Annotated in this window: 23 protein-coding genes; 11 read left to right on the top strand and 12 right to left on the bottom strand. The window is 64.7% G+C overall.

The features are described from left to right. Positions 1-84: 84 nt before the first annotated feature. The 6 genes from E0473_RS11820 to E0473_RS11795 all read left to right on the top strand — a co-directional run bounded on the left by E0473_RS11820 (position 85) and on the right by E0473_RS11795 (position 5,416). Positions 85-447 carry a hypothetical protein gene (locus E0473_RS11820; RefSeq protein ID WP_241657485.1) on the top strand — a complete coding sequence of 121 codons (363 nt, stop codon included), beginning with the start codon at positions 85-87 and terminating at the stop codon, positions 445-447. A gap of 9 nt (positions 448-456) precedes the next feature. Beyond that, on the top strand, positions 457-1,383 hold the full coding sequence (gene argC, locus E0473_RS11815; protein ID WP_137681101.1) for an N-acetyl-gamma-glutamyl-phosphate reductase: 927 nt from the start codon (positions 457-459) through the stop codon (positions 1,381-1,383). Between the two features lie 263 nt (positions 1,384-1,646). Next, positions 1,647-1,985 (top strand): P-II family nitrogen regulator, encoded by a 339-nt coding sequence (locus E0473_RS11810; RefSeq protein ID WP_137681100.1) that lies wholly within the window; start codon positions 1,647-1,649, stop codon positions 1,983-1,985. Positions 1,986-2,066: 81 nt separating this feature from the next. Beyond that, the gene (gene glnA / locus E0473_RS11805) at positions 2,067-3,476 is read left to right on the top strand and encodes a type I glutamate--ammonia ligase (protein ID WP_137681099.1); all 1,410 of its coding nucleotides are present in this window, start codon (positions 2,067-2,069) and stop codon (positions 3,474-3,476) included. A 167-nt stretch (positions 3,477-3,643) separates the two neighbouring features. Beyond that, positions 3,644-4,231: a lysozyme gene (locus E0473_RS11800; RefSeq protein WP_137681098.1), complete on the top strand. Its 588-nt coding sequence runs from the start codon at positions 3,644-3,646 to the stop codon at positions 4,229-4,231. Positions 4,232-4,342: 111 nt separating this feature from the next. Next, positions 4,343-5,416: an alpha/beta fold hydrolase gene (locus E0473_RS11795; RefSeq protein WP_137681097.1), complete on the top strand. Its 1,074-nt coding sequence runs from the start codon at positions 4,343-4,345 to the stop codon at positions 5,414-5,416. 76 nt (positions 5,417-5,492) lie between these two features. Here E0473_RS11795 and E0473_RS11790 read toward each other — a convergent pair whose 3' ends face one another. Next, positions 5,493-6,341: an arginyltransferase gene (locus tag E0473_RS11790; protein WP_137681096.1), complete on the bottom strand. Its 849-nt coding sequence runs from the start codon at positions 6,339-6,341 to the stop codon at positions 5,493-5,495. 170 nt (positions 6,342-6,511) lie between these two features. After that, complete coding sequence (locus E0473_RS11785; protein ID WP_137681095.1) at positions 6,512-7,756, bottom strand: threonine ammonia-lyase; 1,245 nt, start codon at positions 7,754-7,756, stop codon at positions 6,512-6,514. A gap of 91 nt (positions 7,757-7,847) precedes the next feature. Here E0473_RS11785 and E0473_RS11780 point away from each other — a divergent pair, with 91 nt between their 5' ends. Together E0473_RS11780 and E0473_RS11775 are read left to right on the top strand one after the other, a co-directional pair. Continuing rightward, the gene (locus E0473_RS11780) at positions 7,848-8,744 is read left to right on the top strand and encodes an NAD(P)-dependent oxidoreductase (RefSeq protein ID WP_277751517.1); all 897 of its coding nucleotides are present in this window, start codon (positions 7,848-7,850) and stop codon (positions 8,742-8,744) included. Continuing rightward, positions 8,741-10,393 carry an amidohydrolase gene (locus E0473_RS11775; RefSeq protein ID WP_137681093.1) on the top strand — a complete coding sequence of 551 codons (1,653 nt, stop codon included), beginning with the start codon at positions 8,741-8,743 and terminating at the stop codon, positions 10,391-10,393. The genes E0473_RS11780 and E0473_RS11775 overlap by 4 nt, the downstream gene beginning before the upstream one ends. 1 nt (position 10,394) lies before the next feature. On the opposite strand, the gene tatC is transcribed toward E0473_RS11775, so the two are convergent. From tatC to E0473_RS11730, 9 genes are all read right to left on the bottom strand, one after another. Then, positions 10,395-11,234 carry a twin-arginine translocase subunit TatC gene (gene tatC, locus E0473_RS11770; protein WP_137681092.1) on the bottom strand — a complete coding sequence of 280 codons (840 nt, stop codon included), beginning with the start codon at positions 11,232-11,234 and terminating at the stop codon, positions 10,395-10,397. Between the two features lie 2 nt (positions 11,235-11,236). After that, positions 11,237-11,641, bottom strand: a complete 405-nt coding sequence (tatB, locus tag E0473_RS11765) for a Sec-independent protein translocase protein TatB (protein WP_137681091.1) — start codon at positions 11,639-11,641, stop codon at positions 11,237-11,239. Positions 11,642-11,671: 30 nt separating this feature from the next. Then, the gene (gene tatA, locus E0473_RS11760; RefSeq protein ID WP_137681090.1) at positions 11,672-11,920 is read right to left on the bottom strand and encodes a twin-arginine translocase TatA/TatE family subunit; all 249 of its coding nucleotides are present in this window, start codon (positions 11,918-11,920) and stop codon (positions 11,672-11,674) included. Positions 11,921-11,993: 73 nt separating this feature from the next. Next, positions 11,994-12,608 carry an SMC-Scp complex subunit ScpB gene (scpB, locus tag E0473_RS11755; protein WP_137681089.1) on the bottom strand — a complete coding sequence of 205 codons (615 nt, stop codon included), beginning with the start codon at positions 12,606-12,608 and terminating at the stop codon, positions 11,994-11,996. Then, complete coding sequence (locus tag E0473_RS11750) at positions 12,605-13,405, bottom strand: segregation and condensation protein A (protein WP_421721790.1); 801 nt, start codon at positions 13,403-13,405, stop codon at positions 12,605-12,607. The genes scpB and E0473_RS11750 overlap by 4 nt, the downstream gene beginning before the upstream one ends. Beyond that, on the bottom strand, positions 13,402-14,418 hold the full coding sequence (gene nagZ, locus E0473_RS11745; protein WP_137681088.1) for a beta-N-acetylhexosaminidase: 1,017 nt from the start codon (positions 14,416-14,418) through the stop codon (positions 13,402-13,404). The genes E0473_RS11750 and nagZ overlap by 4 nt, the downstream gene beginning before the upstream one ends. A gap of 84 nt (positions 14,419-14,502) precedes the next feature. After that, positions 14,503-15,321, bottom strand: a complete 819-nt coding sequence (locus E0473_RS11740; protein WP_137681087.1) for an SPOR domain-containing protein — start codon at positions 15,319-15,321, stop codon at positions 14,503-14,505. Positions 15,322-15,324: 3 nt separating this feature from the next. Continuing rightward, positions 15,325-17,073 (bottom strand): arginine--tRNA ligase, encoded by a 1,749-nt coding sequence (gene argS, locus E0473_RS11735; RefSeq protein WP_137681086.1) that lies wholly within the window; start codon positions 17,071-17,073, stop codon positions 15,325-15,327. Between the two features lie 42 nt (positions 17,074-17,115). Next, entirely contained in the window at positions 17,116-17,766 is a 651-nt protein-coding gene (locus E0473_RS11730) for a hypothetical protein (protein ID WP_137681085.1), read from the bottom strand. Positions 17,767-17,842: 76 nt separating this feature from the next. Between E0473_RS11730 and ispH the strand changes: the two genes are divergently transcribed. The 3 genes from ispH to rnhA are packed head-to-tail and all read left to right on the top strand — an operon-like array spanning position 17,843 to position 20,242. After that, positions 17,843-18,826, top strand: coding sequence for a 4-hydroxy-3-methylbut-2-enyl diphosphate reductase (gene ispH / locus E0473_RS11725; protein WP_137681084.1), 984 nt, complete (start codon positions 17,843-17,845; stop codon positions 18,824-18,826). A gap of 10 nt (positions 18,827-18,836) precedes the next feature. Then, positions 18,837-19,811 carry a homoserine kinase gene (thrB, locus tag E0473_RS11720; protein ID WP_137681083.1) on the top strand — a complete coding sequence of 325 codons (975 nt, stop codon included), beginning with the start codon at positions 18,837-18,839 and terminating at the stop codon, positions 19,809-19,811. Continuing rightward, positions 19,808-20,242, top strand: coding sequence for a ribonuclease HI (gene rnhA, locus E0473_RS11715; protein WP_137681082.1), 435 nt, complete (start codon positions 19,808-19,810; stop codon positions 20,240-20,242). Before thrB ends, rnhA begins: the two co-directional genes overlap by 4 nt. Positions 20,243-20,248: 6 nt before the next feature. Here the strand turns inward: rnhA and E0473_RS11710 are convergent, their stop codons facing one another. After that, on the bottom strand, positions 20,249-20,431 hold the full coding sequence (locus E0473_RS11710; protein WP_137681081.1) for a YegP family protein: 183 nt from the start codon (positions 20,429-20,431) through the stop codon (positions 20,249-20,251).

The raw sequence follows: 20,431 nt of genomic DNA, 5'->3' as shown, positions 1-20,431 counted from the left end.
CACGTTCACCGCGCAGCCTTGCCCCATGGAGCCGCGCCGTCTAAGCGCAGCCGCTTGTAGCCAGTACTTACGGATAAACGGCGCTTGAGCCAGAACGACGATACCCAGCCTTCCACGCACGTACAGGGCCCCTATGCCTTGTCCGGCCCGGTGACGCGGCCGCAAGGCAACGATCTGCCCCTGCGCGGCGATCTCGCGCACATCGGCCTGGCGGGAACGCACTTCGTGCCGCACTATGCCGTGCCGCAACCGCGTGCTGTCATGCCCGGCGGCGCTACCCTGCGCGTGGCGCCCTCCGAAGAGGCGGAAGAGCTGTGCGTACTGATGGAAGGCGACAGCTTCGAACTGCTCGACATCACCGGGAGCTGGGCCTGGGGCTGTCTCTCGCTCGAAGGCCCGGTGGGCTATGTCCACATCGACCGGCTCGAACCGACTACCGCAGGCTGAGGAACAGCAATGGCACATAATGTCTTCATCGATGGCGGCGCCGGAACCACCGGCCTCGAAATCGCGGACCGGCTGGCGGGCCGTGACGAGTTCGAGCTGATCCGCCTCAGCGAGGCCGAGCGCAAGGATGCGGATTGCCGCAAGACAGCGCTCAACTTCGCCGATTTCGTAATCCTGTGCCTGCCCGACGATGCCGCGCGTGAAGCCGTAGCGATGATTTCGCCCGACAGCGGCACCCGCGTGATCGACGCCTCCACCGCCCATCGCACCGCGCCCGGCTGGATTTACGGCTTCCCCGAAATCGTCGGCCGCGAAGTCGTGGCCGGGGCCAAGCAGGTCTCGAATCCCGGATGCTATTCCACCGGCTTCATCGCGCTGATCACCCCGCTGATCCGCGAGCGCCTGCTGCCGCGCGACTGGCCTTATACGGTGAACGCGGTGTCGGGCTATTCCGGCGGCGGCAAGGGCCTTATCGCGCGTTACGAGGACGAGAGCGACTTGGCCTTCCGCACCTATGGCCTCACCCTCGCCCACAAGCACCTGCCCGAAATGCAGGCACGCACAGGCTTAGCATATCCGCCGGTCTTCGCCCCCTCGGTAGTGCCTGCCTATCGCGGCATGGTGGTCGAAGTTCCGCTGCCGATCGAGGCCATGCGTAAGGCCGCCCCGCCCGCTGACCTGCGCGGTTGCCTCGCCAAGGCCTATGCCGGAATGCGCACGATCACGGTCCATGATGAGTGCCCCGAAGAGCTGGTGCTGCGCGCCCAGGCCGAGCCGTCAGACGGGATCGACATCTACGTCTGCGCCGACGCCGAGGGCAAGAATGCGCGCCTGATCGCCGTGCTCGACAATCTCGGCAAGGGGGCCAGCGGTGCTGCGGTGCAGTCGCTCAACCTGATGGCGGGTTGCGACGAATATGCGGGCCTGCGTCTCTGACCTGCCTGCCCGCTAATGCGGCAACACCTGCACAACAATTAGGCAGCGCCTCGCCGCAGCGCTGGGAAACGCTGTTTCGCGGGTGCAGCCACAGGCTTTGCAAATGCCGCAAATCCGCCCTTTCGCTCTTGCCGATGATTGTCTAATCCTGTGGCACACACCTTGGCACGATTCTTGTTAATACCTTGATGTGATTGCCGGGGAAGCGGCACCATCGGCGTTCCTGCAACAAATCAGGCGTCGGATAGAATGGCAGGGGTAAAGTGAAGAAAATCGAAGCCATCATCAAACCGTTCAAGCTTGATGAAGTGAAGGATGCGCTGCACGAAGTGGGCGTTTCGGGTATCACCGTTACCGAGGCAAAGGGTTTCGGCCGCCAGAAGGGCCATACCGAGCTTTATCGCGGCGCGGAATATGTGGTCGATTTCCTGCCAAAGGTTAAGCTCGAAGTGATCGTGGCCGATGGCCAGGCCGAAGCCGTGGTCGACGCCATCGCCGTCGCCGCCAAGACGGGCCGCATCGGTGACGGTAAGATCTTCGTCTCCGACATCCAGACCGCCATCCGCATCCGCACCGGTGAGCAGGACGAAGCCGCTATCTGAGCGGCGCTGAGCACAATCATCAGCGGGCCTGCGATGGCCCGCCTCCAATTCACGCCAAACACTCCATAAGGAAGGATTATTATGGCTACTCCGGCTGATATCGTGAAGCGCATCAAGGAAGAGGAGATCGAATGGGTCGATCTTCGCTTCACCGATCCCAAGGGCAAATGGCAGCACCTCCAGATGTGCGCCGGCGTCATCGACGAGGATGCGCTGGAAGAAGGCCTGATGTTCGACGGGTCGTCGATCGCCGGCTGGAAGGCCATCAACGAGTCCGACATGATCCTGAAGCCGGACTGTGACGCGGTCTACATCGACCCGTTCAGCGCCACGCCGATGATCTCGATCAACTGCGACATCGTCGAGCCATCGGACGGCGAGCTTTATAGCCGCGACCCGCGCTCGACTGCCAAGCGCGCCGAGGCCTACCTGAAGACCACCGGCATCGGTGACACCGTCTTCGTCGGCCCCGAGCCCGAGTTCTTCATGTTCGACGACGTGCGCTTCGAAGACGGCTATGCCGGCTCGGGCTTCCAGATCGACGACGTCGAGCTGCCCACCAACACCGCCACCGAGATGGAAGGCGGCAACATGGGCCACCGTCCGCGCGCCAAGGGCGGCTACTTCCCCGTCGCGCCGGTCGACAGCTGCATGGACATCCGTGCCGAGATGGTTTCAACCATGCTCGAAATGGGCCTGCCGATGGACAAGCACCACCACGAGGTGGCAGCTGCCCAGCACGAGCTTGGCATCACCTTCGGCACGCTGACCGAAACCGCCGACCGCGTGCAGGTTTACAAGTACGTCGTGCACCAGGTCGCCCATGCCTATGGCAAGACCGCGACCTTCATGCCGAAGCCGATCAAGGAAGATAACGGCTCGGGCATGCACACCCACATGTCGATCTGGAAGGACGGCAAGCCGACCTTCGCCGGCAACGAATATGCCGGTCTGTCCGAGACCTGCCTCTATTTCATCGGCGGTGTGATCAAGCACGCGAAGGCCTGCAACGCCTTCACCAACCCGACCACCAACAGCTACAAGCGTCTGGTGCCGGGCTTCGAAGCCCCCGTTCTGCTGGCCTACTCGGCCCGCAACCGTTCGGCCTCGTGCCGCATTCCCTATGGCTCGGGCGAGAAGGCGAAGCGCGTCGAGTTCCGCTTCCCCGATCCGCTGGCGAACCCGTACCTCGCCTTCTCGGCGCTGCTGATGGCGGGCCTCGACGGAATCGAGAACAAGATCCACCCCGGCGAATCGTCGGACAAGGATCTGTACGACCTGCCGCCGGAAGAATTGGCCGATATCCCGACCGTCTGCGGCAGCCTGCGTGAAGCGCTCGAATCGCTCCAGGCCGATCACGAGTTCCTGCTGAAGGGCGACGTGTTCACCAAGGACCAGATCGATGCCTACATCGAGCTGAAGTGGCCGGAAGTCTATCGCACCGAACAGACCCCTGCCCCGGTCGAATACGACATGTACTACAGCGCGTAAGCGCACTGGCCTTGATCCGCTTTGCTGCCCTCAAGCAGCGAAGCGGTAGGGCAGAAAACAAACAGGGCCGCTCGGGAAACCGGGCGGCCCTTTTGTTTGCGCACTTTCCTACACGCGTTGAGAATGCCTACCCGGGGAAGCGATTCGTTTTGCCGGAGCGCTAACCTATGAACCGCACACCCATTTTCGCCGCCGTCCGCCACCTTCTCGCCCGCCCTTTGATAGAGGCGGATGTCCGCGCGCTCGACAGCGCCATCGACGCCGCGCTTGAGCTTCCCGCCCCGCTGGCGGTCAGCCCGCAAGGGGCGGGGCTGGTCCGCAGGTCCGAGGGGCTGGCGAAGCTGCGGCCCGACGGCATGGTGGAAGCCTATCCCGATCCCGCCACAGGCGCCGATCCCTGGACCATCGGCTGGGGCGCGACCGGGGAAGGCATCGGCCCCGGCACCGTCTGGACCCGCACCCAGTGCGACGCGCGGCTGGAGACAGACCTTGCACGCCACGCCGAGGAGGTGGCCGATGCTATCGGCGATGCGCCGACCAGCCAGCAGCAGTTCGATGCGCTGGTCTCTTTTCACTACAACACCGGCGCGATTGCGCGCGCGACGCTGACAAGGCGGCATATCGCGGGCGACTATGCGGGCGCGGCGGAGGAGTTTTCGCGGTGGGTCTATGCCGCGGGCAAGGTGATGAAGGGGCTGGTGCGGCGGCGGGAGGCTGAGGCGGAGGTTTATCGTGGCCGGAGTTGCGAGCAGTGATTGCGAGGGAAGAGAATTCGCGAATTTGAAGCTCTTGTAGATGGGAGAAGACTTCGGCCACCAACGTCGATAGTCTACGCCATAGGGAGAAGATTTAGGGGATAGGCCACGATGAATCTGCGCAATTACGGCCTTCTTTATCTGGCAGCGCTCGTCGGAAGCACGCCAGCGCTGGCCCAACCTTCGACGATGCCTCCTGAACTGGCCTTCGATGAAACGATGCTACCCTATACGGACACTGACCAGTCCGTGATGCTGCCGGATGGTCGCGCACTCCACATGGTTTGCATGGGCGAGGGTTCGCCGACAGTCATCCTCTCAGCAGGCCAAGGCGATTGGTCGGCTGCCTGGAGCAAGGTGCAACCGAAGATCGCTCAAACCACCAGAGTCTGTTCTTGGGACAGGCCGGGTTTCGGACTCAGCGATGGCACACAGTTCGAGGCGACAGTTGCGACAAATGCAGCAGATCTCGAAACCGCATTGCTGGAAGCGGAGATTAACGGGCCCTATGTCCTGGTCGGCCATTCGCTGGGATCGTACGAGACGTTTCTCTTCGCCGACCATAATTTAGAGCGGCTTGCCGGCATGGTTCTGATCGATCCGAGCCTTCCTAATCAGCCAGCTAGAATGGAAAGGATCGCGCCCTCACCGAAATTGGGCGAGGCCGAGCAGCAAGGCCCAAGCGCGCTGTGGCGCAGCTGCGCAGCCGCGTTGAGAACCGGAGGTCTCTCCGAAAGCGGCCCTGATCCCGACGGCTGCTTTGCCCTGCCGCCCTATTTCCCCTTGTCGGTGCGGCAGGCTTTAAGAGCCAAACTGGCCAGTAACCCAATCCAGTTCGAGACCGCCGCAGAGTTTTTCGCAAACGGCCTGAATAAGGGCGCGCAAATAGTCATTAACCCCAGGCGCGACTATGCTGCCCTGCCGCTTTATGTTCTAAGCTCAACCGTCGTGCCTTTCCCGCCAGATTTTCCGATTGAGGAAAGGAGGCGTGTCGAAGCAATGGTGCAAGAGTCGAACTCAGGATGGCTCGAAATCGCCTCCCTTTCAACTCGCGGGATAAACTCAAGAGTGCCCGCCTCCGGGCACTACATCCATCAGGAAAAGCCGCAAGTTGTAGTCGATACAATCGAAGCGGTGGTACGCGAAGTTCGAGCTGCCGGTTTGAACAGCACTCCGGATGAATAAGAGATTCCGTCTCGTCGAAGTATTGGGCTATGGCCGCCACTGGAGTAATGTCGACAAGCCTTGTCCAAATCTATCCTCAAACCTTAACCACCCGCCGCGTCAGCTCGCTGCTCCCATCCTTGCACGATCCCGCCGGCGCCGGGCCTGCCGCCCCCGCCCCGCTCACCACGCGCGCGATCTGGCGGTCCTGTTCCTCGTCGCTCATCCGCTGCCAGCCTTCGGGGCCAAGCTTGTCGAGCGGGCGGTAGCGCACCTTGTACTGCATCCGCTCCGAGCCCTCGACCCAATAGCCTAAGTAAACAAACGGCAGCCCCTCGGCCGCCGCGCGGCGGATGTGGTCGAGGATCACGAAGTTGCCCAGCCCCGAGCGTTCGGTCTCGGGGTCGTAGAAGCTGTAGATCATCGACAGCCCGTCGCCCTGCCGGTCGGTCAGGCAGGCGGCGACCAGCTTGCCCGGTCCGCCGTCCTCGCGCGGCTCTCGATATTCGATCACCACCGTGCTGACCGAAGTGTGCTCCACCATGTCGGCAAAGTCGATCTCGTCCATCGCCGCCATGCCGCCGCCGGGGTGGCGGTGCGAGAGGTATCGTTGCAGCAGCGCGAACTGTTCTGCCGTCGCCCATGGCCGGCATTCACTTACCACCAGATCCTTGTTGCGCTTCTCGGTCCGCTTCTGCGAGCTGGAGGGGCGGAACTCATCCGCCACCACGCGCACTGAAACGCAGGCGCGGCAATCGGCGCAGCTGGGGCGATAGGCGACGTTCTGGCTACGCCGGAAGCCGATCCGCGACAGCGCATCGTTCAGCGCGTCGGAATTGGGGCCGTTCAGTTCGGTGAACACCTTGCGCTCTGTCTTGCCCGGCAGATAGGGGCACGGCGCGGGGCTCGTCACGAAGAAGCGGGGGAAGCGCACGGGTGCGGTCACTGTGAGGCGATCCTCTCATCATGGCAGCGGTTGGCGCGTGGCAGCGCCGATACACCGGACCATGCCGACGGGAATCGCCCGGTTAAAGTATATTAACCATCTTGTGTCCGCTGCGTAGAGATTATTTCCTTCGAAACCGGGCCAAGGGAGCCGTGTTGCCCCGTTCCGGGTCAGTTCAGTTCGACGTGACTAACAGAATAGCCTTGCGCCCGCAGCCGCGTGATCAACGCTTCAAGCTGCACGCTGTCGCGCGCCTCGCATTCGATATCGGTAACGAGGCCCTTGGCGGGCAGATTGGTGAAGATCCGCTGGTGCGAGATTTCGAGGATATTGACGTTGGCCTCGGCAAATTCGTGCATCACCTTCATCAGCGAGCCGGGCCGATCCTGCAAGGTAACCCGCAGCCGCGCGAGGCGGCCCGAGCGGGCAAGATCGCGCAGGAGCACGTTGGCGAGCAGGCGCGTGTCGATATTGCCGCCGCACAGCACAAGGCCGAGATTGCGCCCGGCAAACCGCTCCTTGTTGGCGAGCACCGCAGCAAGCCCCGCCGCGCCCGCGCCTTCGACCACGGTCTTCTCGATCTGCAACAGCAGCGCCACCGCCGTTTCGAGATGCGGTTCGTCGACCAGCACAATGTCGTCGACCAGTTTCGCCACGACCTTGCGGGTGAACTGCCCCGGCTCCTTCACCGCGATACCCTCGGCCAGCGAATCTCCGCCGCTCGGCAAGTCTTCTCCGCGGGTGCAAGCATACATGCTCGGATAGAGCCGCGCCTGCACGCCGATCACGTCGATCTGGCGATCTTCTTCCTGCGCCTTGGCCTTGGCCGCGGTGGCCATACCCGAAATCAGCCCGCCGCCACCGATGGGGACAACCAGCGTATCGATCTCCGGCGCATCGGCAAACATTTCGAGCGCCACGGTGCCCTGCCCCGCCGCGACAGCCGGATCATCGAACGGGTGGACGAAGGTGAGGCCGAGTTCGGCCTCCAGCTTGAGCGCATGGGCATAGGCCTCGTCGAAGTTCTCGCCTTCGAGCACCACCGTGCCGCCCACGCTTTCGGTCTGCATCACCTTCACCGTGGGCGTGGTGCGCGGCATCACGATAGTCACGGGCACGCCCAGGCGGGTGCCGTGATACGACAGGCCCTGCGAATGGTTGCCCGCCGAGGCGGTGATCACGCCGCGCTTCAAATCGGCCGGATCGAGCTGCAACAGCTTGTTGAGCGCGCCGCGCTCCTTGTAGGCGGCGGTGAACTGCTGGTTCTCGAACTTGAGCCAGATGTTCGCTCCGGTCATGTGCGACAGCGTCTTGGAAAAGAGCGTGGGCGTGTGCACCACCGCGTCGCCAATCCGCGCGGCGGCGGCGCGGATCGTATCGATGGTCAGGGCGTTATCGGTGGCGCTATCGGTCATGCCGGAGCGCCTAGACCGAAATGGCCCACAATGGAAATAGGCGGATGACCCAAGGCAAAGATTGCGCATCTCGGCGAAGCGCGGCAGGGCTATGAACATGAGCAAAGTCGCCTTTCTGGGCCTCGGCGTGATGGGCGCGCCGATGGCAGCCCACCTCGCCCGCGCCGGCCATCAGGTCACCGTTTATAACCGCACCGCTGCCCGCGCAGAGGCCTGGCAGGCAAAGCTGGCCGACGAGGGCTTTACCGCCAGCGTCGCCGCAAGGCCCGCCGAAGCCGCGCAGGGGCAGGACGTGGTGCTGGCCTGTCTCGGTAATGACAACGACCTCGCCGCGGTCATTCTGGGCGACGATGGCGCGCTCAAGGCAATGCGCAAAGGCGCAGTGTTCGTCGATCACACCACCGTTTCGCCCGCCATCGCGCGCACCGTCGCTGCGGAGGCGGAAAATCTTGGAGTGCTGGCCGTCGACGCGCCTGTGTCCGGCGGACAGGCCGGGGCAGAGAACGGCAAGCTTTCGATCATGTGCGGCGGCACTGACGCGGCAATGGCTGCGGCGCGCCCGGTGATCGAGACCTATGCCGCGCGCATCGTCCATGTCGGGGCGGCCGGCGCGGGGCAGGCGACCAAGGCGGTCAACCAGGTCTGCATCGCGGGCGTGCTGGCGGGACTGTCCGAAGGCGTGCGGCTGGCGCAGGCCGAGGGGCTGGCGATGGACAAGGTGCTCGACGCCATCTCCGGCGGCGCGGCGCAAAGCTGGCAGATGGAAAACCGCTGGGCCACGATGGCGGCGGGCGAGTTCGACTTCGGTTTCGCGATCGACTGGATGCGCAAGGATCTCGCCATCGCCCTTGCTGAGGCGAAGGATGCGGGCCTGTCGCTGCCGATCACCGCGCTGGTCGATCAGTTCTATGCCCAGGTTCAGGCCGATGGCGGCGCACGGCAGGATACCTCCGCGCTGATACGCCACCTGCCGGAGGTGACCCGATGAAGCGCCTGCTGCTGGCCGGGGCGGCCCTTGCCCTCGCCCCCTCGCCTGCTCTCGCCGATACCTTGTTCGAGAATGTCGACGGCATTTCGATCACACCCGAAGGCAAGGTCAAACGCTTCGCCGCCATGGTGGTGGACGATGAAGGCCGGATCACCGAGCTGCTCGATTTCGGCGACGGGCCTGAGGGCGAGATCGACTATCTCGAAGACATGAAAGGCGCGCATGTCGTGCCCGGCTTCGTCGACAGCCACACCCATGTGATGGCGCTCGGCCTCGGCACGATGACGCTCGACCTGTCGCAGACGCGCTCGCTGGAAGAGGCGCTGGCGCTGATTGCCGACTATGCCGCCAAGTATCCCGAGCGTCCGTGGTTGCTCGGGCATGGCTGGAATCAAGAGCAATGGGGCCTCGGCCGATTCCCCACCGCTGCCGAGCTTGACGCAGCGGTGGGCGACCGCCCGGTCTGGCTGAGCCGGGTGGATGGCCACGCCGGTTGGGCCAACTCCGCTGCGCTGGCCGCTGCCGAGATCACCGCCGAGACGCGCGATCCTGTGGGCGGGCGCATCCTTCGCATCGGCAATGGCCGCGAGCCTGCCGGTGTGCTGATCGACGCCGCGATGGCTCCGGTTGACGCCGCCGTGCCGCCGCCACTGCCCGAAGACCGCGAGCAGGCGCTTTTCGCGGCGCAGAACATCTTTTTCGAGCACGGGATCACCGCCGTTGCCGACATGGGTACCAGCCTTGCCGACTGGATGGCCTATCGCCGTGCTGGCGATGCCGGCTGGTTGCAGATGCGGATCATGGCCTATGCGGGCGATCTTGATGAGATGCTGCTGATCGGCGGCACCGGGCCGACCTTGTGGCTCTATGACGACAAGCTGCGGATGGGCGGGATCAAGGTCTGGCTCGATGGCGCGCTCGGCTCGCGCGGGGCACGGCTGAAGGCTGCCTATGCTGATGATCCGGGCAACATGGGGATCGACGTGATCAGCGGCACCCAGCTGCGCAATATCATGAGCCGCGCCGCGCTCGATGAGTTTCAGGTGGCGATCCACGCCATCGGCGATGCCGCCAACGCCGAGGCGCTGGCCGCTATCGACGAACTGGCCGCCGAATATCCGGGCGAGCGGCGCTGGCGCATCGAACACGCGCAGATCGTTGACCCGGCTGACATTGCCCGGTTCGGCAAGCATGACGTGATCGCCTCGATGCAGCCCGTTCACATGACGTCGGACCGGCTGATGGCCGAAGCGCGCCTCGGCCCGGATCGGCTGACAGGCGCCTATGCCTGGCGCGCGATTTCCCAGGCGGGCGCGCTGCTCGCCTTCGGCAGCGACGCGCCGGTAGAGCCGGTCGACGTGCTGGCGGGCCTTGCCACGGCGATCTCGCGGCAGGATGCAGCAGGCGAACCGGAGGGCGGCTGGATACCCGATCAACGTGTCACCCGGGAGCAGGCACTGGCTGCTTACACCGCTGCCGGGGCCTATGCCGGGTTCGCCGAGGGGCGCTTCGGCAGCCTCAAGGTCGGCGAACGGGCAGACTTCGTGGTGCTCGACAGCGATCCGCTGCTGACCTCGCCCGAAGAGCTGCGCAACACCCGCGTGTTGCAGACCTGGGTTGCAGGGCGGCGGGTGTTTCCCGCGCAGTAAATTACTGGAGGTCGCGGTCGCCGAATTCGGGGGCCGGTTGCTCGGCGCTCGCGGCTGGCTCAGCCGCGGGCTCCTCATCTTCGGCAACGCGCTTCTTCTCGACCAGCCGCATCAGCAGCAGCGAGCCTTCGAACAGAATCAGCAGCGGAATCGCCAGCAGCAGCTGCGAGCCCGGATCGGGCGGCGTAATGATCGCGGCCAGCGCGAATACCGCCACGATCACATAACGCCGCGCCTTGGCCAGCTGCGCGCGCTCGAGAATGCCCGCGGTGTGCAGCAGCATCAACAGCACCGGCAGCAGGAAGCTCGCCCCGAAGGCGAGGATGAACTGCATGACCAGCGACAGATATTCGTTCGCGCTCGGCAGCGCCTCGATCTTCATGCCGCCCGCCTCGCCCTCGAAGCCGAGGAACCAGGTGAAGGCCGTGGGCATCACCACGTAATAAGCCAGCGCCGCGCCCATGATGAACAGCACCGGAGTGGCGATGAGGAACGGCAGGAAAGCCCGCTTCTCGCGGGCATAGAGCCCCGGCGCAACGAAGGCCCACAGCTGGTTGGCGATAACAGGGAAGCTGAGGCAGAACCCGGCAAACACTGCCACCTTCAGCTCGACGAAGAACACCTCGTAAAGCTTGGTGAAGATCAGCTGCCCCTCACCTTCGGGAAAAGCATCCTTCAGCGGCTGGATCAGGAAGCCGAGGATCGGATCGGCGAAGTAGAAGCACACCGCGAAGGCGATGCAAAAGGCGACCAGCGCGCGCACAAGCCGCCCACGCAGCTCAATCAGGTGTTCGAGCAGCGGAGCCTGCGTTTCGTCGAGATCCTTGATCGAGAACGCCATCGTCAGGCCTTATCGCCAGGCTTTGCGGTGCTGTCGGTGGTGGGGTCGGGAGCCGACACAGGCGCAAGGTCCGCAGGCTTGGCAGCGCTTTCCGCCGAACCGGCGGCGGGTGCCGGCGTGGGCGCAGCGGCTGGATAGCCTCCGGTCGGCTCCATCTCCTTGGGGCCGCCCTGCGGGTGCTCACGCATGATGCGGGCGTTCTGCTCTTTCCACTTCTTCTCCATGTCCTCCAGCTCGGCCTCGCGCACCATGGCGTCGATACCGCTGCGGAAATGGCCGGAAATCTTGCGCATCTTGCCGATCCAACGACCCGCCGTGCGCATGGCAAGCGGCAGGTCCTTTGGGCCTATCACTATCACCGCCACAATGACGATGACGAGCAGTTCTGCAGCACCGATGTCGAACATGTCAGCGGACCTTCATGCCGCTTTCGCCAATCAGGAAGCGGTCTTGTCGGTCGCCTTGGCGCTGTCGACCGGTTCTCCGGCGCGATCGGCGGACGGTGCGCCAATCTGGCCGGCGGGTTTTTCAGCCGGTTTGTCGGCGTCGGCGTCTTCGCTCATGCCCTTTTTGAAGCTGGAAATGCCCTTGCCGAAATCCCCCATCATTTCGGAAATGCGGCCCCGCCCGAACAGGACGAGCACGACAACGGCGATGATGGCAATCTGCCAGACACTAAGACCCATGACACAACTCTTCGGTTAGAGGACGCCCCCTCCTATAGAGGGGCGAAAGCGGCATGGCCAGCGCCGCAAGCGCTCAGGACGAAGAATCCTGAGCCTCGTCCGGCTCCTCATCGCCCTCATCGTCCGCGGCCATCATCTCGTCATAAGCTTCATCGACCGGGTCAAGCAGGCCCGCCGCCTTCAGCTCGTCGATACCGGGGAGATCGCGGCGGCTGGCGAGCCCGAAATGGCTGAGAAATTCAGGAGTCGTGGCATAGATCAGCGGCCGGCCAGGCACCTCGCGCCGCCCCACCGAGCGCACCCAGCCCGCCTCCATCAGCACGTCAAGCGTGCCCGAGGAAGTCTGCACCCCGCGGATCGCCTCGATCTCGGCCCGGCTGACTGGCTCGTGATAGGCGACAATGGCGAGCAGTTCGGTCGCCGCGCGACTCAGGCGGCGGACCTGCTCGCGCTCGCGCCGCAGGAGGTGGGCAAGATCGGGCGCGGTCTGGAACTGCCAGCGTCCGCCCCGCTCCACCAGTCGCACCCCGCGCTGGGCATAGTGTTCGGCCAGTTCTGCCAGCGCCGCGCCGACCTCCGCCCCTTCGAGGTGAGTCGCAATCTGGTCCTTGGTCATCGGCTCTTCCGCCGCGAACAGGCAGGCCTCCACCGCGCGCACGAGATCGTCGGGTGCACTGTCCTCGCTCATGAGGCCATCCGCCGCAGATGAAGCGGGCCGTAGGTTTCTTCCTGCCGCAATTCGGCCCGCCCCGTGCGCGCCAGCTCCAGCGCGGCGACAAAGCTGGAGGCGAGCGCCGAGCGTTTGAGACGCGGATCGGCGTGGGCGGGCAGGAAGCTGCGCAGTTCGAGCCAGTCACGCGTCACCCCGAGCATAGCGGCCACGCGGTCGATCGCTGCTTCGAGGCTCATCACCGGGCGTTCGCGCACCATGTGGACGACCGGCTCGTTGCGCAGCTTGATCTGGCTATAGGCGTTGATGAGGTCGTACCAGTCGCAGGTCCAGGCGCTTTTGGTCAGCACGCGCAGGCCCTCGGGCGCACCGCGCGCGAACACATCGCGGCCCAGCCGGTCGCCCGCCATCAGCCGCGCCGCCGCCTCGCGCATTGCGCCCAGCCGTTGCAAACGCAGTTGCAGGCGCAGGGCCAGCTCTTCGGGGCTCGGGTCCTCCTGCTCCTCGCGCGGGAGCAGCAGCGCGCTTTTGAGATAGGCCAGCCACGAGGCCATCACCAGATAATCGGCAGCGATTTCAAGCTTCAGGGCCTCGGCCTGCTCGATATAGGCTATGTATTGGTCGACCAGTTCGAGGATCGAGATGGCCTTGAGATCGACCTTCTGCCGCCGGGCGAGGTCGAGCAACAGATCGAGGGGGCCTTCCCAGCCATCGAGTTCGAGGTAGAGCGCGTCTTCGTTTTGCGCTGGCGCTGTAGCGGGGCCGGCCCAGTCGCCATCGGTTGGCGCGTTGGTCACGGCGCCCTCTTCGCTCACGCGTTCGCCTCGGCCAGCGAAAGCAGACTGTCGCGCTTGGCCAGCAATTCGTCCCTGCGTGTGAAATCGGCCACCTGCGGCACGGCCAGCGCCGCATCGAGCCGCGCCCGCACCACATCGCTCATGGCGGGCAGTCGCTCGGCAATGCCAACCATATCGTCCATCTTCGCCCAGCAATTCAGCACCACGTCGCAGCCCGCAGAAATCGCCCGCTCGGAACGTTCAGGCACAGTGCCCGACAGCGCCTCCATATCGATATCGTCGGAGAGCAGCAGCCCGGTAAAGCCGATTTCGCCGCGAATGATCTCGTCGATCACCTTGCGCGAAAGCGTGGCGGGATTGTCCGCGTCCCACGCCGTGTAGCGGATATGGGCCGACATCCCGATCGGCGCATCGGCGAGGCGGCGGAACGGGGCGAGATCGCTTTCCAGCTCTTCGGCGCTGGCCTCCACCACGGGCAGATCCTTGTGGCTGTCGACCATTGCGCGGCCATGGCCCGGCATATGCTTGACGCAGCCCGTCACCCCGCCGCGCGCAAGGCCATCGAGAATGGCGCGCCCAAGTGCGGCCACCCGCAGCGGCTCGCTGCCGAAAGCCCGGTCGCCGATAACGTCGTGCGCGCCTTCCTGCCGCACGTCGAGCAAGGGGAGATAGTCTACCGTGATGCCCACCTCGGCCAGATCGAGCGCCAGCGCCTCGGCATTGGCGCGCGCGGCCTCTATCGCGCTGGCGGGGGCGATTTCGTAAAGCTCGGCAAAGCGCGCGCCGGGCGGAAACGCAGCCCAGACGGGCGGCTTCATCCGCGCCACGCGCCCGCCCTCCTGGTCGATGGAGATGAGCAGCTGATCGCGCCCATGAAGGCCGCGCAGTTCGTCTGTCAGTGCGCGCAGTTGTTCGCGGCTTTCGACGTTACGACCGAACAGGACATAGCCCGCCGGGTCGCAGTCACGGAAGAAAGCGCGTTCGTCATCGGTCAGCCTAAGACCGGAACAGCCGAAAATAGCCGGAGTCATGCCGCCAGCTTACGCACAAAAGCGCAGCGATGGGCAAGGGGGCAGGCGGTACGGGCGGGGAAAACTCCCCGCCCTGCACGCTGCTTAACGCTTTACTTGGCAATCGCCGCCAGCAGCGCGAACCGACCGGCAGACCTGATCGGCGGCCGCAGCCGAACCAGCCATCGCCTGCAAGCGATAGACGGTCGCCCCGTCGACCACCGCTTCTTCGATCCGGTGGTTAAGGCCACTCAGGGCCTCGTAGCGGCCTCGAACTTCGTTCCAGCCCTGCTCAGCACGGGCGCGGCTGGAATAGGCGGCAACCTGAACCGGCACGCCGCTGGCGCTGCTCGGGGTAGCGCTGGCCGAAGGCGTCGGGCTCGGCGTGGGGGCGGCGCTCGGCTCGGCCTGCGTGCGGTCGATGCTCGGGGCCGGGAGATCGTCGGTGGCGAGCTGCGAATCGCGGCTCTGCCCTTCGCCCACCTCGAAGCTCATATCGCCGGTGCCCGCCACTTCGGTGCCGCCGGGATCGGCGGGCGCGGTGCGATAGGGCTCTTCGGGCGCTTCGATCGTGCTGCCTTGCGGTTGCAGTTCGGCATCGTCGGCGGGCCGCGAAAGGAACCACAGCAGTGCGAGCAGGCCGAGCAACGCAGCCAGCGCCACCACCGCGAGCGCCACCAGCCGGCCGACATCGACCCCGCCCTCGTCCTTGTCATCGTCCGATTCGAGCCACGGCAGCCGCTCGTCCATGTCGGCGAGCATCAGGGGTTCTTCGGGCATGTCGTCGTGGTCGTCGGCCCGGCCCAGCGATTGTTCGGGCAGCTGATCCTGTCCGATCACGCGGGCATCGGCGTTCTCGTCAACGCCATTGCCCGAATGATCGAGAACCCCGTCCCTGTTCCGATCATCGCCACCACTTTGCATGCCTTACAACTCCTCGACCGCCTCAACCCCCAGAATGGCGAGGCCATTGCGAATAACCTGCCCGATCTGTTGGGCGAGGAAAAGCCTTGCACCAGAAATGGTTAATTTCTGTGCAACGATTATGCGTTTTTGCGGATCGTCGTTGCCCATGTTCCACCAACCGTGGAGCGCGCCGGCCAGTTCGTAGAGATAAAAGGCGATGCGATGTGGCTCACGCGCGCGCGCCGCCGCCTCGACTTCGCGCGGGAACTGCGCCGCGAGCTTGATGAGCGCCAGCTCGTCCTCGCCCAGCAGCGCGGCCTGATCGGCCAGCGGCTCCACCCCCTCTTCCGCCGCACGGCGCAGGATCGAGCAGATCCGGGCATGAGCGTACTGGACGTAGAACACGGGGTTGTCCTTGCTGGTCTCGACCACCTTCACAAAGTCGAAATCCATCTGCGCATCGGGCTTTCGGGTCAGCATCGAGAAGCGGACCACATCCTTGCCGACCTCGTCCACCATATCGGCAATGGTGACGAAGTTGCCCGAACGCTTGGACATCTTGGCCGGCTCGCCGTCGCGCAGCAATTGAACCATTTGTACCAGCTTTACGTCGAACGGAATGACCTTCCCTTCGCCCTCGGCCAGCGCAGCGACGGCCGCCTTGATCCGCTTCACGGTGCCCGCATGATCCGCGCCCCAGATGTCGATCAGTGCGTCGGCGCTTTCGGCCTTCTGCATGTGGTAGGCGAGATCGGCCCCGAAATAGGTCCACTTGCCGTCGCTCTTCTTGATCGGGCGATCCTGATCGTCGCCGAACTTGGTGCTGCGGAACAGCGGCAGCTCGACCGGTTCCCAGTCCTCGGGCGGGGCCTTGCCCTTCGGCGCTTCGAGCATGCCGTCGTAGACCAGATCGTGTTCGCGCAGCCATGCTTCGGCCTGCTCGGGCTTGCCCGCCGCCTGCAATTCAGCTTCCGACGAGAACACATCGTGCTCGATGCCGAGCATGGCGAGGTCAGCGCGAATCTGGTCCATCATCGCGGCGACCGCCTTGCCGCGGAACAGCAGCAACCACTCGCTCTCGGGCGCATCGCGATAGGTGTCGCCGAATTCCTCGGCCAGCAGCTTGCCGATGGGCTTGAGATAGTCGCCCGGATACATCCCCGCCGGGATTTCGCCGATGTCCTCGCCCAGCGCCTCGCGATAGCGCAGGTGCGCCGAGCGGGCGAGCGTATCGACCTGACTGCCCGCATCGTTGACGTAATATTCCTTCGTCACCGCGTGGCCTGCATATTGCAGCAGGTTGGCCAGCGCATCGCCCACCACCGCGCCGCGGCAGTGGCCCATGTGCATCGGCCCGGTCGGATTGGCCGAGACATATTCGACATTCACCCGCGTGCCTTCGCCCATGCCCGAGCGGCCATAGTCGGTGGCGAGCGACGCAATTGCGGCCAGTTCCTCTTCCCAGGCCTTGCGATCGAGCCGCAGGTTGATGAATCCCGGCCCCGCAATCTCGGCCGAAACGATAGCCGGATCGCGGCTCAGGTGCTCGACGATCTTCTCGGCCAGCGCGCGCGGATTGGTGGCGGCGGGCTTGGCCAGCACCATCGCGGCATTGGTGGCAAGGTCGCCATGCGAGGGATCTCGCGGCGGCTCGACCGCGACATTGGCGCGGCTTACGCCAGCGGGCAGCACGGCCTCGGCTTCAAGCGCCGAAAGCACAGCATCGATACGGGCCGCAAAGGCGGCATAGAGCGTTTCAATATCCGACATGGCGCGCCGTTAGCCCAAGCGCGCGGCTATATCCAGCAGGCGTTAGCGAGTCACGTTATAGGCGAGCTGGTCTTCGGTGAGCTGGAAGCCGATCAGCAGCTCGAACGTGGCCTTCGCCACGGCTGCGCGCACATCGGGTTCGGTCAGCGGATCGATCGCTGCGTCAGCCTCGCCCGCGTTGCGCTTGCGGGTGATCCGCTCGCGAATGTCGGCCGGAAGCGTGGCCTCTGCGCGGTCGACCCAGGCCTCGGCAGTGCCGCTCGCCTGTGCGCGTGCCTGCCCGTCGGCAAAGGTCACCTGTACCGTGCCCACGCGCTTGGCCACGACATTGTCGCCCCCGCGCATGACGGTGGAGAAATAGGGCAGTTCGACCGTACGAGCGCCCGCCGTATCCTCGCGGCTGGCAACCACATCGAAGGTGGCCGAGGTGAACACCTGACCGCCATTCTCATCGCAGGTGGAGCGGACGTTGGTGATATAGGCGGTCACGTCCATCGCATCGAGCGTGCGCGCATCGGCGGGTGTGAAGGTGGTCATATTGCCGGTGTAGATCGGCACGCCGACAGCTGGGCAAGTCGAGCGCAGCGCGGTGATGCCCACGCCCTGCTCGATCACGATATCGCCCTCGCTCCGGCAGCCGGCCAGCGCCAGCAGAGTTACCAAAGCGCCGGTGGCGATCATCCTCGGGTGCATCAAATGTCCTCGCATATCCTTCTGGCGGGTGCCCTAACCCTTTCCCAGCGCGGTCACAAGCGCTAGAGGCGCGGATATGAACGCCCCCTTTCCAAGCCAATCGCCCGACGATGCAGCCAAGTTGCCGCTCACAGTGCTGATCGCCGCTCCGCGCGGTTTCTGCGCCGGGGTCGACCGGGCGATCGAGATCGTCGAGCGCGCGCTTCAGCGTTACGGCGCGCCGGTCTATGTCCGCCACGAGATCGTCCACAACAAGTATGTGGTCGAGAACCTGCGGGCCAAGGGCGCGGTGTTCGTGGAGGAGCTGGACGAAGTGCCCGCCGATGGCCACGTGGTGTTCAGCGCGCACGGCGTGCCCAAGTCCGTGCCCGCAGAGGCAGAGCGGCGCGAGCTGACCTGGCTCGACGCCACCTGCCCGCTGGTGAGCAAAGTCCACCGCCAGGCCGAACGCCAGATCGAGAAGGATCGGCATATCATTTTCATCGGCCACGAGGGCCATCCCGAGGTGATCGGCACCATGGGCCAGGTGGAGCCGGGCCAGATGACGCTGGTGGAAACGGTGGCGGACGTCGCCGCCCTGCCCTTCGCGCAGGATGTTCCGCTGGCCTATCTGAGCCAGACCACACTCTCGGTCGACGATACCGCCGAGATCATCGCCGCACTCGAAGCGCGCTATCCCGAGATCGCCGGGCCGAAGGCGGAAGACATCTGCTATGCCACCTCCAACCGGCAGGCCGCGGTCAAGCGGATCGCCCCGGCAAGCGATCTGGTGCTGGTGATCGGCGCGCCCAATTCGTCCAATTCGCTGCGGCTGGTCGAGGTTGCCGAACGGTGTGGCACTGAGGCCAAGCTGATCCAGCGCGGTGATGAAATCGACCCCGCCTGGCTTGATGGTGTTGGCACAGTCGGTGTCACCGCCGGGGCTTCGGCGCCCGAACGGCTGGTGCGCGAAGTGATCGAAAGGCTCGGCGAATGGCGCGCGGTGGAAGAGCGCACGCTCGTTTCCGCCGAGGAAAAGATGGTGTTCAAGCTCCCGCGCGAACTCGCCGACAGCGAATAGGACGAGCGCCTTGGCCGTTTACACGCAGCTCTCTGCCGAGACGCTCGCCGAGCTGATCGCGCAATACGACGTGGGCGAGCTGGTCTCGGCCAAGGGCATTGCCGAGGGCGTTTCCAATTCGAACTGGCTGATCGAGACAAGCGGCAAGGACGGGGCCGGCGCGCGCTTCATCCTTACGATGTACGAGAAGCGAATCGAGCTTTCCGACCTGCCGTTCTTCCTCGATCTGCTTGACCATCTGGCGGCGCAAGGCTGCCCCGTCCCGCGCACGATCCACGACCGCGAGGGGGCCTCGTTCCGCTGGCTTGACGGCAAAGCCGTAGCGCTGATCGAGTTCCTGCCGGGCGTCTCGGTCGACCACCCGACCGAGGGACAGGCCTACAGCGTCGGCGCGGTGCTGGCCGAGATGCATCTGGCCGCCGAGAGCTATACCCAAGCCCGCGCGAACACGCTTGGCCCGCAAACTTCCGCGCAGGTGCTGGCCGAATGCGGCGAGGCCGCACTGGCAGAAATCGATTCGGCCCTGCCCGCCACCATTGCCCGCGCGCGCGAACTGGCCGATGCCTGGCCGACAGACCTGCCCCGCGCAATCATTCACTCCGACCTGTTTCCCGACAACGTGCTGATGCGCGGCGACGAGGTCAGCGCGCTCATCGACTTCTACTTCGCCTGCACCGACGCCATGGCCTACGACCTGGCCGTCACTCACGCAGCCTGGAGCTTTTCCTCCGACGGGCGCAGCTATCGTGCCGAAATCGGCCATGCGCTTGTCGAAGGCTATGAAAGCGTTCGCAAACTTGGCAAGGAAGAGCGCGAAGCCTTGCCGCTGCTTGCGCAGGGGGCAGCTCTGCGATTCGTGTCCAGCCGCGCGCAGGACTGGATCGAGACGCCCGCCGATGCGTTGGTGACGCGGAAAGACCCGATGGCCTTTGTGCGCCGGCTGGATTTCTACCGGCGCGCAGGCGGAGACCTGTTTACGGCATGAAAGAAGTCGAAATTTTTACCGATGGTGCCTGCAAGGGCAACCCCGGCCCTGGCGGCTGGGGCGTGCTGCTGCGGATGGGCGCCCACGAGAAGGAACTCTCGGGCAGCGAGCCCGATACCACTAACAACCGGATGGAAATGACCGCCGTGCTCCGCGCGCTGGGCGCGCTGATCGAGCCGTGCCGGGTGCGCCTGCACACAGACAGCCGCTATGTGATTGACGGCATGACGAAGTGGATTCACGGCTGGCAGAAGCGCGGCTGGGTCAATGCCAGCAAGAAGCCGGTGCGCAATGCGGACCTGTGGCATGACCTCATCGAAGCCGCCGCGGTTCACGACATCGAATGGATCTGGGTGCGCGGCCACTCGGGCCACGTAGAAAACGAGCGGGTCGATCGCCTCGCCAGCGACGCGGCCGACTCCGCTCGTTGAGACCAGTCACGCGTCGGAGTTGTCGACGACCTCGGCCTTGGGGCCGTTCTGCTTGATCGATTCGATGGCGTTCTTGGCGCTCGCCTTCGAGGCATAGCCTTCGCTCGAGAACATGATTTCCGCATTGTACTTGAAGCGGACCCGAAATTCGCCGGCCTTATCCTTGTAGATTTCAAAGTGATGAGACAC

Source organism: Aurantiacibacter suaedae, from assembly GCF_005434915.1.
GTDB lineage: Bacteria > Pseudomonadota > Alphaproteobacteria > Sphingomonadales > Sphingomonadaceae > Alteraurantiacibacter > Alteraurantiacibacter suaedae.
The sequence above is the reverse complement of the archived record's forward strand: the minus strand, read 5'-3'. Positions and strand labels throughout refer to the sequence as shown.

Excerpts from the sequence above, each read along its gene's own strand:
- argC (WP_137681101.1), top strand. The coding sequence starts at position 457 with ATGGCACATAATGTCTTCATCGATGGCGGCGCCGGAACCACCGGCCTC.
- glnA (WP_137681099.1), top strand. The coding sequence starts at position 2,067 with ATGGCTACTCCGGCTGATATCGTGAAGCGCATCAAGGAAGAGGAGATC.
- E0473_RS11800 (WP_137681098.1), top strand. The coding sequence starts at position 3,644 with ATGAACCGCACACCCATTTTCGCCGCCGTCCGCCACCTTCTCGCCCGC.
- E0473_RS11795 (WP_137681097.1), top strand. The coding sequence starts at position 4,343 with ATGAATCTGCGCAATTACGGCCTTCTTTATCTGGCAGCGCTCGTCGGA.
- E0473_RS11785 (WP_137681095.1), bottom strand. The coding sequence starts at position 7,756 with ATGACCGATAGCGCCACCGATAACGCCCTGACCATCGATACGATCCGC.
- E0473_RS11780 (WP_277751517.1), top strand. The coding sequence starts at position 7,848 with ATGAACATGAGCAAAGTCGCCTTTCTGGGCCTCGGCGTGATGGGCGCG.
- E0473_RS11775 (WP_137681093.1), top strand. The coding sequence starts at position 8,741 with ATGAAGCGCCTGCTGCTGGCCGGGGCGGCCCTTGCCCTCGCCCCCTCG.
- tatC (WP_137681092.1), bottom strand. The coding sequence starts at position 11,234 with ATGGCGTTCTCGATCAAGGATCTCGACGAAACGCAGGCTCCGCTGCTC.
- tatB (WP_137681091.1), bottom strand. The coding sequence starts at position 11,641 with ATGTTCGACATCGGTGCTGCAGAACTGCTCGTCATCGTCATTGTGGCG.
- tatA (WP_137681090.1), bottom strand. The coding sequence starts at position 11,920 with ATGGGTCTTAGTGTCTGGCAGATTGCCATCATCGCCGTTGTCGTGCTC.
- scpB (WP_137681089.1), bottom strand. The coding sequence starts at position 12,608 with ATGAGCGAGGACAGTGCACCCGACGATCTCGTGCGCGCGGTGGAGGCC.
- nagZ (WP_137681088.1), bottom strand. The coding sequence starts at position 14,418 with ATGACTCCGGCTATTTTCGGCTGTTCCGGTCTTAGGCTGACCGATGAC.
- E0473_RS11740 (WP_137681087.1), bottom strand. The coding sequence starts at position 15,321 with ATGCAAAGTGGTGGCGATGATCGGAACAGGGACGGGGTTCTCGATCAT.
- argS (WP_137681086.1), bottom strand. The coding sequence starts at position 17,073 with ATGTCGGATATTGAAACGCTCTATGCCGCCTTTGCGGCCCGTATCGAT.
- E0473_RS11730 (WP_137681085.1), bottom strand. The coding sequence starts at position 17,766 with ATGCACCCGAGGATGATCGCCACCGGCGCTTTGGTAACTCTGCTGGCG.
- ispH (WP_137681084.1), top strand. The coding sequence starts at position 17,843 with ATGAACGCCCCCTTTCCAAGCCAATCGCCCGACGATGCAGCCAAGTTG.
- rnhA (WP_137681082.1), top strand. The coding sequence starts at position 19,808 with ATGAAAGAAGTCGAAATTTTTACCGATGGTGCCTGCAAGGGCAACCCC.